Source organism: Streptomyces sp. NPDC058308 (genome assembly GCF_042880275.1).
Lineage (GTDB): Bacteria > Actinomycetota > Actinomycetes > Streptomycetales > Streptomycetaceae > Streptomyces.
Genome location: NZ_JBHVZA010000006.1, coordinates 274,307 through 286,105, shown reverse-complemented (window position 1 = coordinate 286,105; position 11,799 = coordinate 274,307). Strand labels below are relative to the sequence as shown.

Below are 11,799 nucleotides of genomic sequence, written 5' to 3'. Positions count from 1 at the left end.
GTGCCGTCAAGAGGGTGTCTAAATTGGTCGTCACAACCCGATGTTGGACACCCTCCCTCCGTCTGAGAACCCCGCTATCGGAACTACTCGTCTAGGTCTAGGGTCCTTCTGGTGCGGGGCCCGGCGCAGGGTCACGGGCATGCGCAGCGATCTCTTCGGGACGCTTCCCGACGGCACGTCCGTCCACCGCTGGACCCTGGAGAGGGGCGGGGCGCGGGGTGCGGCTCTCGCGGGTCTCCCCCGACGGCGAGGAGGGCTGCCCCGGCCGGCTCGCGGTGTCGGCGACGTACACGGGTGCCGGTTCGTTGAGGCTGGGCGCGCAGTTCCCCGCGCCCCTTGACGGGGCGCATCCTCACGCCAGCGGCGTTCCGGTACTTCTGAAGCTACCCGGCGAGGGCCCCGGCGGTGGCGTCCGGGACACCGGCGAGGGCGGCCACCACCTCCACCTCGACCAGCGCGCCCGGCGGGACGAGGCGCGGGACCGCCACGGTGGTGCTCGTGGGCGGGGTGCCGGGGAGGAACTCCCGGCGTACGGCGACGTATTCGGCGACGGCGTCCATGTCCGTCAGGTACGTACGGATGTTGATGACGTCGTCGAGTCCCGCGCCGTGGGCCTTGAGCAGCTGCTCCACGGCCTCGAAGACGCCGCGGGTCTGGGCTGCCATGCCGTCGCCTTCGGCGCACTGTCCCGAGAGGTACAGCAGGACGCCGCCGTCCGCGTGTTCGACGCGCGCGACTTGGGAGTAGGGGCCCTGCGGGCGCGGGCCGGTGACGGGGTTGCCGACGGTGATCTCCATGCTGCGTACTCCTTGGCGGGGGCGAGGGCGGGATGCTTGCGGGGCGTGGGGTGCCAGGTCACGTGGCGCGTCGGGCCCGGATGTGGGTGACGGCGCGGGCGACGTCCTCGTGGACGACGTCGGGGTCGGCGGCGGCCGCCTCGAAGTGGCCCAACACCGCCTCCATCACGGGCAGTCGCGCCGCCTCCGTCGCCAGGGTGATGTCCTTGACGGCGAGATCGCTGCCGAAGTGCACGTCGGTGGCGAAGGCGCGCGCGACGGCGCCGCCGAGCGGTCCCGCGGCGAGGGCGTCCCTGGCGGTGGCCTCGTCAAGGCCGAGTGCGTCGGCGAGCTTCATGGCCTCGGCGACCAGGCCCACACCGCCGATGACGGCGGTGTTCACGACGAGTTTGAGCGCGGCGCCGGAGCCGAGCGGGCCGGTGCGGGTGACCGGACCGAAGCGGGCGAGCACATGCTCGACGCCCGCCGCGTCGCCGCCCGCGAGGATGCCGAGCCGCCCGTCGGCCGCCTTGTCGGTGCTGCCCATGACGGGGGCGTCGACGAGGGTGACGCCCGCCGGGACGCGGCCTGCCAACTCCCGTACGGCTTCCGGTCCGACGGTCGACATCTCCACCCAGTACGTGCCGGTGCGCAGCGCGGGGAGGACGGCGTCGGCGACCTCGCGCACGGCGGCGGGGCCCGCGAGCATGGTGATGACGACGTCGGCCTCGCGTACGGCGTCGGCGGGGCTCGCGGCGGCCGTTGCGCCGGCCCCGACGAGGGCCTTCGCCTTCTCCGCAGTGCGGTTCCAGACGGTCAATGGGTGCCCTGCGGACAGAAGTTGACGGGCCATCGGCTCACCCATGTGACCGAGGCCGAGGAATGCGATCTTTTCCATGCGACCGACGCTAGGCCCGGGCGCGGGATGCGACAAGCGAATGTCTAGCATGCGAGCCATGCCGAACCCGCATGCCGCACACGGAGCCGCCGCCACGCCCCCGGCCCCGGGCCCGGCCCCCGCGACGGAACCGCCCGCACCGCCGGAACTGTCCACCGTCTGGCTCCGCACCTTCCTCGACGTGGCCCGGCACGGGTCCTTCACGGTGGCCGGGCGTGAGCTGGGGTGGACGCAGTCCGCCGTGTCGCGGCAGATCTCCGCGCTGGAGGCGGCGCTGGGCGGGGCGCCGCTCTTCGACCGGCTGCCGCGCGGGGTGCGGCCGACCGCGCAGGGGCGGGCGCTGCTTCCGCACGCGCAGGACATCCTGGCCCGACTGGGCCTCGCAGGAAGGGAGTTGGCCGCCATGCGGGAGGCGACGGGCGGGCTGCTGCGGGTCGGGGCGTTCGCGACGGCGGACGCGGGGCTCGTGCCGCGGGCCATCGCGGGGTTCCGGGACCGTCACCCGGGCGTGGTCCTGACCCGCGAGGAGGGCCTGACGCCCGCCCTCCTGGCGCGCCTCGCGGAGGGCGAACTCGACCTTGCGGTGGTGTCGTCGACGGGCGGCGCGCGGCCCGGCGGGGCGTACGAACTGCACCACCTGCTCGACGAGGCGCTGTACGTCGCGCTGCCGGCGGGGCACGCCCTCGCGGACGAACCGGAGGTGAGCCTCACCCAACTCGCGGCCGAAGACTGGGTGTCGGGCTCCCGGAACGGCGAGCGCACCCTCCTCGACCCGGCACTCCGCCACGGCTTCCGGCCACGCGTCGCCCACGTCGTCGCCGAGTGGACGGCGAAACAGGGCTACGTGGCGGCGGGCCTCGGCGTGACCCTCGTCCCCGCACTCGCGGCGGAGGGCGTACGGCCGGACATCACGCTGGTACCCGTACGGGACGAGGCCCTGCCCCGGCGCGCGGTGTACGCGGCGACACCACGGACCCTGACGGCGCCCCCGGCGACGGAACCGTTCCTTGCGGCACTGCGGGAGGCGGCGGGAGGGGTGGGGTGAGCGGGAGGGGTGGGGTGAGCGGAGGCGGGGGACGGGAGACAGTGCTCCCCTCAGCGCTCGCCTCGCCTCAGCGCTCGCCTCGCCTCAGCCCTGCTTCGGGAGCTGCTGCGTCGCGCAGTGGATGCCGCCGCCGCCCTCGCCGAGCGTGTCCACCGGCACCTGGGCGACCCGCCGCCCCGGGTACAGGTCCCGCACGATCGACGCCGCCGCGTCGTCCGCCTTCCGGTCGCCGAAGCGGGGCATGACCACGCCGCCGTCGGCCACGTAGTAGTTGACGTAGGTCGCGAGGAAGTCGTCGCCGCGGCGGCCGATGTCCACCGGTTCGGGCAGGGAGACGATCTCAAGGCGCTTGCCCCGGGCGTCCGTCGCGCCGTCGAGGGCGTCGCGCGCCTGCGCGTACACCTTCGTCCAGACGTCCTCGGGCGCCGCGGGGTCCGGGGTGCTCATGAGGACCACGCCGGGTTCGGTGAACCGGGCCAGCGCGTCGATGTGGCAGTCCGTGATGTCCTCGCCCCGGACGCCGTCCACCCAGAGGACCTCGGTGACGCCGAAGAGGCTCTTCAGCTCGCGCTCGATGTCGGCGCGGGACTTGCCGGGGTTGCGGTTGTCGTTGACCAGCGAGCTCTCGGTCGCGAGCAGCGTGCCGGCCCCGTCGACCTCGATCGCACCGCCCTCCCCGACGAGGGGCGCCCCGATCCTGGCGACGCGCCGGTCCGCCAGGACCTCCCGCGCGACCTTTCCGTCGCGGTCGTGCTCCTGCTTGCCGCCCCAGCCGTTGAAGTTGAGGTCGACCCCCGCGATGCCGTCCGGGCCAAGGACGAAGCTCGGTCCGGTGTCCCGCATCCACAGGTCGTCCACCGGGACCGGCACGACCGTCACGCCCGAGCCGCAGGCGCGCCGGGCCGCCGCCACGTCCCGCTCGTTCGCCAGCAGGGTCACCGGCTCGAACTCGGCGATCGTCCGCGCGATCCGCGCGATGTCCTGCCGCACGCCGTGCACGTCCGACTTCCAGATACGCCGGGTCGGCCAGGACATGTACGTCAGCTCGTGCGGCGCCGCCTCCTCGGGCATGCGCCGGTCACCGCCGGGGGTCGCGGCGGCCGGCACGGCCCGGCCGCGCCCCCGCTCGCCGCCCCCGCCGTCCCCGCAGCCGCTCAGCGTCGCGCCGAGGGCGGCGAGGCCCCCGAGCCCTACGGCCCGGCGCCTGGACATCCGCGTGAACGACATGATCGATCCCCTTGACTGAAAATTTGGTCAGTACGAGCGTAAGGCATGATCGGGCACCGGACACGTCGACCGTCTTTCCTCAGGCAGTGGAGTACGCGATGCCGGACAGGCCCACCCAGATCCTCGAAGCCGCCGCCCGGCTCATCGCCCGCCGGGGCGTGCGCGGGCTGCGCGTCGAGGAAGTCGCCACGGAGGCCGGCGTCTCGACCGCCCTGATCTACTACCACTTCAAGGACCGCGCGGGGCTGCTCCGCCGCACCCTGGAGTTCATCAGCCGGCGCGCCGTCCGCTACACCGACCCCGCCCTCGACGCCTCCCCCGACGACCCCCGCGCCCAGCTCACCGAACTGCTGCTCCTGGAACTGCAGGACACCCCCCGCGTACGGGAGAACAGCGCGGCCTGGGGCGAGCTGCGCGCCACCGCCGTCTTCGACCCGGACCTGCGCGAGCAGCTGGCCGCCGCCACGCGGGAGTGGGTGGACGACCTGGCGCACCTGGTGGGGCGGGCCGGGGCCGCCGGGCAGGCCGCTGCCGGGGTCGACGCGGAGGCCGCCGCCGAGCGGCTCACCGCGCTGGTCGAGGGCCTGAGCGAGCGGTGGCTGAGCGACACGCTGCCGCTCGACCGGGCACACGAACTGCTGCGCGGCGCGGTCGGCCTGGAGCTGGGGCGGCCCTGAGAGCCTGCCTTTGCAGGTCCTCGGACGTAGGCGGCCTCACTCCGCGCCCAGCAACAGGTGGACCGCGAGGCCCGTGATCAGCGCGCTCGACGTGAGCGCCGTGACCAGCCGGCCCCGTCGGCCCGTCAGCGCCCGCCCGAGCAGCGCGCCGCCGCCCGCGAGGAGCACCTGCCAGCTCGCCGACGCCGCGAGGGCGGCCAGCGCGAACACGGCCTGCTCCAGGTGCGTCAGCGCGGCCGTGGCCGGGCTGCCGAGGACGAGCGCGGCGAAGTAGATCACCGTGGCGGGGTTGAGGAGCGTGATGCCGAGCAGGGCGGCGTAGGCGCGGGCGGGGCCGATGGGGGTGCCGGTCCGCACGGCGGTCGCGTCGCGCCCGCGGTACTCCCGGACCGCCGTCGTGGCGCCGCGCCCCGCCAGTGCGAGGAGCACCAGGACCGAGGCCCACCGCAACGGCGTCAGCACCGGCTCGACGACCCCGGTGAGCGAGGCGCCGCCGACCGCGGCGACGAGGGCGTAGAGGCCGTCGGCGGTGGCGACACCGAGCGCGGCGCAGACGCCGGTCCGCAAGGACGTGCGGGCGGTGAGCGCCACGAGGTAGGTCGCGACCCCGCCGACCGGCATGGCGATGCCGTACCCGGCGAGCAGCCCCGCGACCAGGACGGCGCTCACGCGCGGGCGAGCATCGCCCTCCACGGCGGCCCGGCCTGCTGCCGGCCACGCGCCGGGCGGGCGGCGGGGGCGGTCGGCGGCAGGGCGGCGGTGGCAGTGGCCGGGGTCGTGGTCATGAGCGCAGCGTCGCGGGAGCGGGGCGCGCCCGGCAACCGGTTTACGCGGCCCACGCGAGCCACGCACGACTCCGCCGCGACCCGCCGCGCCACTCCCACCCGCCTTCGACGTCCCGCCGCCGTGCGGGTGATGAGAGGGACAATGCGGACATGACCTAGCCCCCGCCCGACCCGCCCCGCGATACTTCCGCCACCCCACCGGTTACGGAAGGACTCGCGTGCTCTCTCGAATTGGCGCTCTCGGTGTCGCCGCTCTGCTTGCCGGGCTCGCCGCCCCGGCCCCCGCCTCCGCCGCCCCGGCCGGGCGGTCCGCTCCCACCGTGGAGGAGGCGCGGCTCGACCGTGCCGCTCCCCAGGAGATACTGCGGCGCAGCGGGTTCGACTCGCAGGCCCCGGAGTTGGCGCGGGCGCTGGGCAGGTCCCCCTCGTACGAGGCGGCCCGGCGCCTTGTCGGGCGCGAAGGCAGGTCGTTGTGGCGGCGGGCCGTCGAGCGGGCACAGGGGCACGGGCCCGCCGGGGCGGCGTCGGCCCTCAGCCGGGACGACGACCGGCCGTTGTACTGGGCGCGGCTCGCGATGACGCGGGAGCTGCGGCAGTGGGCGCCCACCCGGTTCCCCCTGACCGAGGCCCAACGGGGGCGTCTCATCGGCGCGTTGGAGAGGTCCTCACGGGGGCAGGACAGCGTCGCGTACCGGTCCGGCGGGCACCAGCACGTCAAGCGCATCCTCGTCACCGGCTTCGACCCGTTCACCCTCGACCGGGACGTCCGCATCAGCAACCCGTCGGGCGCCACCGCGCTCGCCCTGGACGGCACCACGATCCGGACCCCCGAGGGGCCCGCGCGCGTCGAGGCCGTGGTCTTCCCGGTCCGGTGGCAGGACTTCGCCGACGGCGCCGTGGAGCGGGCGCTGCGGCCGCACCTGCCGCGGGTCGACCTGTTCACCACCATCAGCCAGGGGCGCGTCGGCCGGTTCGACATCGAGCGGACCAACGGCGCCTGGCGCGGCGGCTTCCCCGACAACGAGAACGTGTCGCGCACCGAGACCGTGCCGGTGAGCGATCCCGCCTCCCAGCCCCAGTGGACGTCCACGACCCTCCCGTACAAGGCGATCAAGGACGCGCGGACCGGCCGCTTCCCCGTGTACGACAACACGTCGGTGACCGAGATCCCGGCGGGCGGCACCGATCCCGTGGTCCGGCCCGACGGGCCCACCGAAGGGTCGACGGCGCGTGCGGGCGGCGGCGGGGACTACCTGTCGAACGAGATCGGCTACCGCGCGACGCTCCTGCGCGACCGGCTCGGGCTGCACGACCGGCTGCCCGGCGGCCATGTGCACACGCCCGTCCTGCAGTTCGGGGCGGGCAACACGGACCCGGCGACGGGCGACGTCACCGATCCCGAGTTCGTGCGCAACCGGCTCGACATCATCGCTCAGGTGAGGGGGATCCTCCGGGTGGCCGCGTCGTCCTGACCCGCGGCAGGACCGCCGCCGTCGGTGCCGTTCTCGCCGAGAAGGTCCCGTGCCATCAGCGTCGCGCCCGCGACCGCGCCCGGCATCAGGAAGACCGCGACGAACGGCACCAGGAAGGCGACGGCGAGCGGCGCCCCGAAGCCCCAGGCGAGTCGCTTGCGGGAGCGGAGCAGGGTGAGCCTCTCGCGCAGTTCGACGCCGCGGCGCTGCAGGGCGACCGCGGTGAGCTCCTCGACGAGGAAGAAGCCGGTCACGCAGAAGCCGATCACCGGGACGACGGTCTGCCCGGCCACCGGCACGAAGCCGAGCGCGAAGAGCAGCACGCCCCAGAGCGCCGCCCGCACCAGGACGCGGAGGCTGTCCCTGGCGGAGATCCACAGCTCGCGCCAGAGCGGCAGGCCCGATTCGGGAGCGTGGCCGGACTCGGCGATGTCGACCTTCTCGGAGAGCGACTCGTAGAACGGCTGCCCGACCAGGAGGGTCACCGCGGTGAAGGTGAGCACGGAGAGCAGCAGCGCGAGGGCGAAGAGCAGGGCCGTCAGGAAGCCGCGGAAGAGGCCGAGCCAGGGCGAGGACCAGTCGTCGGCGAACGGCGTGGCCCAGCCGACTAGGTCGGAGCCCCACAGGGCGAGCGCGACGAGCGCGGCCGTGTAGAGAACGAGGGTGATGAGGCCGGGCAGCAGCCCCCATCCGTACTGCTTGCCGTGCTGGGCGACCCAGCGCTGCCCCTTCACCAAGTAGCCGAAGCCCACACCCAGATCGCGCATGCGGCACACCTTAGCCGCAGGTGGGCGGGGGCCTGTCCCCGGTGATCGGCAGGTCCGTCACGGCTGGGACACAAGGCCCTCTTGTTGTGCGGGAGTTGAGCCGGTAAGACCTCGCTTACCGATCTCCCGGAGGTACGCATGGGCATGTCCCGGCCGTCAGGACCCGTATCGCTCCCGCCCTCAAGATCCGTTGCGCTCGCCGCCGTAGCCGCGGGCGCGCTGCTCCTCACCGCGCTCGCCCCGGGCAGCGCGAGCGCGGATCCGACGCCGCGTCCGGTCGTCCGTGAGGGCTCGCCGTCCGACGCGGGGCGGGCGTCCGGGGCCCCGGCGGCGGCCGCGGTCCGCGCCCTCGGCGACACGAGGGCTCCGGGGCTCGGCGACGACGAGGCCCGCGGGTATCCGCGCGAGCGCAAGCTCGTCGTACCTCCGGAGAATCCGGCCGACAAGTCGATAAAGCTGGGGCTGACGCCGTACCACGGCATAGCCCCGAAGCTGAATGCTCTGCAGCGCGTCGGCGACCGCGTCAGCGTGGAGATCGCGGGCCGGTCCGCGGGCGGGCACCAGCTCTATCTCGTGACCGTCACCGCCCCCGAGTCCGCGCGCGAGACGGCCCGGCAGGAGCGGATGCGCGAGCGCATCGAGAACGCGCCGGGCGCGGCCGCCGGGGACAGGGCGATCAAGTCCTCGTACAAGACGCCGGTGTTCATCAACAACAACATCCACGGCAACGAGTGGGAGGGCACCGACGCCGCCCTGAAGCTGATCGAGAGGCTGGCGGGCGCGAAGGACGCGCGGAGCAAGGACCTGCTCGCGCACAACCGCCTCTACTTCAGCATCACCGCCAACCCCGACGGCCGCATCGCGGGCACCCGCGCGAACGCCAACGGCTTCGACCTCAACCGCGACTTCATCACCGCCTCGCAGCCCGAGACCCGCGCGGTCCGGCAGATCGCCGTGGCCAAGCAGCCCGCGGTCATGCTCGACCTGCACGGGTACGTGAACGGCACCCTGATCGAGCCGACCACTCCCCCGCACGGCGAGAACTACGAGTACGACCTCTTCCTCAAGAACTCCTACGCCAACGCCCTCGGCATGGAGGCCGCCATCAAGCGCCTCGGGTACACCGAGGAGAAGGACGGCGTGAAGCCTCCCGTCATCCCCTTCCGCGACCAGCAGGAGGGCTGGGACGACTGGCCGCCGATCTTCACCCCGCAGTACCTGCCCTTCCACGGCGCGGTCGCCACGCACACCATCGAGTTCCCGATGCAGGTGAACAACGAGGAGTACGAGACGCGGCCCGTCGCGGAGCTGCGCCGCAGGGCCGCGGTCAACGTCGACATCGCGGGCGCCGCGATGCGCGCCACCCTCGACCACACCGACCGCCACCGCCGCTCGGTGATCGCCGACCAGATCGAGGTCTTCCGGCGGGGCGCGACGGGCGCCGAGCAGGTGCCGGTGTCGGAGGAGACCGTGCCGGGGGTGCCGGCGATCGGACCGGAGGACGTCTACACGACGGACTTCCCGCGTGCGTACGTGATTCCGGCGGGCGGCGGGAGCCGCCGCTCGGCGCCTGCGGCGGCGCGGCTCGTGGACCATCTCCTCGCCAACGACGTACGCGTCGGGCGCGCGAGCCACGGCTTCCGGCTCGGCGGGCGGACGTACCCGAAGGGCTCATACGTCGTCGACATGCACCAGCCGAAGCGGGGCCTGGCCAATGTGATGCTGGCCGACGGGCGGGACATCAGCGGCAAGGTGTCGACCATGTACGACATCTCGGGGTGGAGCCTCGGGCGGCTGTGGGGCGCGAGCGTGGACGCCGTGCGCAGTGGCGATCCGCACCGCGTGCACACGCGCGCGGTGCGCTCCGCGGCCCGCGTCGGGTACGTGGCGCCCCGCGGAAAGCTGCGGCTGCGTCTCGACGACCCGCGCGAGATCGCCGCCCTCAACTCCCTCCTCGCACAGGGCGTCTCCGCACGCCGCGACCACGACGGGAGTGCGATCCTGCCCGCCTCCGCACGCCGTGCCGCGACCGCCGCCGCGAAGAAGTACGACGTGGCCTTCGACGCCACGAAGGCGCGGGGCGGCGCCGCCCTGCACCGCACGCGGGTCGCCGCGGCCGTCACGCCCGGGGAGCTGTTCGCGCTGCGGGAGATGAACTTCGACGTGACGCCGGTCTCGACCGCCGTGCTCAACTCCGGCTTCGACTGGCGGAAGACGGACGCGCTCTTCGTGTCGGCCGGACTCGACCGCGGCAAGCTGGACCCGGGGGCGAGGGCCGGGCTCGACCGGTTCCTCGCCGGGGGCGGCGGCCTGGTCGGGCGGGGAGCGGCCGGCGCCGCGCTGAACACCGCGGCGAAACTGCTCGCCGTCGAGCCCGTCCAGGGCAACGGTGACGCCAACGGCGTGGTCCGGGTGGCCAATTCGGGCGGCGCGGTCACCGGCGGAGCGCCGGACCACAGCTTCGTCTACGCGCCGATGTGGTTCACCGGCCTCGGCTCAGGAGTGCGGGTGGAGCAGACGTACGGCACCGGCGACCCGCTGGTCTCGGGGCACTGGCGGGCGCTGGAGGACGGGGGCGGCGGACCGTCGGACGCCGCCGGCCGCGCCTCGGTCGTCAGCGGGTCGGCCGGGGGCACGGACGTGGTGCTCTTCGGCACCGAGCCGCTCTTCCGCGACCACCCGAAGGGGGTGTTCCCGCAGGTCGGGCGGGCGCTGTTGAGCGTCGGCCGCTAGCCGGGAGGGACATCGCAGGGGCCCGTCGCAGGGGCCCGTCGCAGGGGCCCGGCCGAGCACCGGCCGGGGAATTACTCTCCGGGGCGTGGCCGTTGATCAGGTACCGATCAACTCGACACGCCCCGGAGGCCACCCCGTATGACCCGCGAGATCAAGGTGCAGGGCACCGTCGCCGACGGCTACGAGGCCGTGCGCGACGAGTTCACCGCCGTCCTCGCCGCCGAGGACCCCCACTACGCCGGACAGCTGGCCGCGTACGTCAAGGGCCGCAAGGTCGTCGACCTGTGGGCGGGACCCGACACGGACAGCTCCACCCTGTACGGCGTGTACTCGTCCACCAAGGGCGCGGCCCACCTCGTCGTCGCCCTGCTCGTCCAGGACGGCACGCTCGATCTGGACCGCGAGGTCGCCCACTACTGGCCCGAGTTCGCCGCCGGGGGCAAGGGCGCCGCGACCCTGCGCGAGCTGCTCGCGCACCGGGTGGGCGTCGTGGGCGTCGACGGCGGCTTCTCCCCCGAGGAGCTCGCCGACGACCGGGCGATCGCCGCGCGGCTGGCCGGGCAGCGCCCGCGCTGGCGGCCCGGCACCGCCTTCGGCTACCACGCCCTGGTCATCGGGGCGCTCACCGGCGAGGTGGTGTTCCGCGCCACCGGCCGGACTTTGCAGGAGCTGTACGAGGAGCGGGTGCGCGCCCCGCACGGCCTCGACTTCTTCCTCGGCCTGCCCGAGGAGCACGAGGGGCGGTTCCGTTCCGTCCTGCCGATGGACCCGACGCCCGAGCAGGAGGCGCTCCTCGCGACGGCGGCGACCGGCCCGCGGAGCCTGACCTCCATCGCCTTCAACCGCAACGGGGCCGAGCCCACCGACATCGAATCGCTGCCCAACTCCCGTCCGGTGCGCGCCAAGGGCCCCGCATCGGTCGGCGGCGTCGCCTCCGCGCGCGGTCTGGCCGGGATGTACGCGGCCGCGGTCACCGGCGTCGAGGGGCGCGAGTCGCTCCTGAAGCCGGCCACGGTCGCCGAGTTCGGCCAGGTCCAGTCGGTCGGCTACGACCTGGTGTCGCGGGCGCACAAGGTCTTCGCGGTCGGCTTCCAGGCCACGTCCGACGTGCTGTTCCCGTTCCTGGGCGCGGGCTCCATCGGGCACAGCGGCGCGGGCGGCTCGCAGGCGTTCGCCGACCCGAGCAGCGGGCTCGCCTACGGCTACACCCGGCGGCGGTACGCCTTCCCCGGCGGGTCGGCGCCCGAGAACGAGCGCCTGGCGCGGGTGGTGCACGAGGCGGCGCTCGCCACGGGCTGACCGCCCGGGACGGCCTGCTGACGACGGAGGTCCGCCCCCCCCCCCGGGGGGGGGGCGCCGGCGATAAGCGAGCGGGGGTCAGCGTCCCCCCCCCGCGACCTTGTTATATCGCCACGGGCG

General features: G+C 74.2%; 10 protein-coding genes. 5 read left to right on the top strand and 5 right to left on the bottom strand.

The window, feature by feature from the left end:
* Window positions 1-383: 383 nt before the first annotated feature.
* The gene (locus tag ACFVYL_RS11645; protein ID WP_389714691.1) at window positions 384-797 is read right to left on the bottom strand and encodes a RidA family protein; all 414 of its coding nucleotides are present in this window, start codon (window positions 795-797) and stop codon (window positions 384-386) included.
* Between the two features lie 58 nt (window positions 798-855).
* The gene (locus tag ACFVYL_RS11640; RefSeq protein WP_389714690.1) at window positions 856-1,674 is read right to left on the bottom strand and encodes an NAD(P)-dependent oxidoreductase; all 819 of its coding nucleotides are present in this window, start codon (window positions 1,672-1,674) and stop codon (window positions 856-858) included.
* A gap of 148 nt (window positions 1,675-1,822) precedes the next feature.
* Here ACFVYL_RS11640 and ACFVYL_RS11635 point away from each other — a divergent pair, with 148 nt between their 5' ends.
* A complete protein-coding gene (locus ACFVYL_RS11635; RefSeq protein ID WP_389714718.1) occupies window positions 1,823-2,719 on the top strand; it encodes a LysR family transcriptional regulator in 897 nt (298 codons plus the stop codon).
* 84 nt (window positions 2,720-2,803) lie between these two features.
* Here the strand turns inward: ACFVYL_RS11635 and ACFVYL_RS11630 are convergent, their stop codons facing one another.
* Window positions 2,804-3,946, bottom strand: coding sequence for an agmatine deiminase family protein (locus ACFVYL_RS11630; RefSeq protein WP_389714688.1), 1,143 nt, complete (start codon window positions 3,944-3,946; stop codon window positions 2,804-2,806).
* Between the two features lie 98 nt (window positions 3,947-4,044).
* On the opposite strand from ACFVYL_RS11630, the gene ACFVYL_RS11625 reads away from it, so the two are divergent.
* On the top strand, window positions 4,045-4,623 hold the full coding sequence (locus tag ACFVYL_RS11625; protein WP_389714687.1) for a TetR/AcrR family transcriptional regulator: 579 nt from the start codon (window positions 4,045-4,047) through the stop codon (window positions 4,621-4,623).
* A 36-nt stretch (window positions 4,624-4,659) separates the two neighbouring features.
* Here the strand turns inward: ACFVYL_RS11625 and ACFVYL_RS11620 are convergent, their stop codons facing one another.
* Window positions 4,660-5,292: a LysE family transporter gene (locus ACFVYL_RS11620; RefSeq protein ID WP_389714685.1), complete on the bottom strand. Its 633-nt coding sequence runs from the start codon at window positions 5,290-5,292 to the stop codon at window positions 4,660-4,662.
* A gap of 334 nt (window positions 5,293-5,626) precedes the next feature.
* Here ACFVYL_RS11620 and ACFVYL_RS11615 point away from each other — a divergent pair, with 334 nt between their 5' ends.
* Window positions 5,627-6,880: a pyroglutamyl peptidase gene (locus tag ACFVYL_RS11615; protein WP_389714684.1), complete on the top strand. Its 1,254-nt coding sequence runs from the start codon at window positions 5,627-5,629 to the stop codon at window positions 6,878-6,880.
* Here the strand turns inward: ACFVYL_RS11615 and ACFVYL_RS11610 are convergent.
* Window positions 6,841-7,647 (bottom strand): EI24 domain-containing protein, encoded by an 807-nt coding sequence (locus ACFVYL_RS11610; RefSeq protein ID WP_389714682.1) that lies wholly within the window; start codon window positions 7,645-7,647, stop codon window positions 6,841-6,843. The two genes, ACFVYL_RS11615 and ACFVYL_RS11610, sit on opposite strands and share 40 nt — an antisense overlap.
* A gap of 138 nt (window positions 7,648-7,785) precedes the next feature.
* On the opposite strand from ACFVYL_RS11610, the gene ACFVYL_RS11605 reads away from it, so the two are divergent.
* Together ACFVYL_RS11605 and ACFVYL_RS11600 are read left to right on the top strand one after the other, a co-directional pair.
* Complete coding sequence (locus ACFVYL_RS11605; RefSeq protein WP_389714681.1) at window positions 7,786-10,380, top strand: M14 family zinc carboxypeptidase; 2,595 nt, start codon at window positions 7,786-7,788, stop codon at window positions 10,378-10,380.
* Window positions 10,381-10,518: 138 nt separating this feature from the next.
* Window positions 10,519-11,679, top strand: a complete 1,161-nt coding sequence (locus tag ACFVYL_RS11600) for a serine hydrolase domain-containing protein (RefSeq protein WP_389714679.1) — start codon at window positions 10,519-10,521, stop codon at window positions 11,677-11,679.
* Window positions 11,680-11,799: the final 120 nt, after the last annotated feature.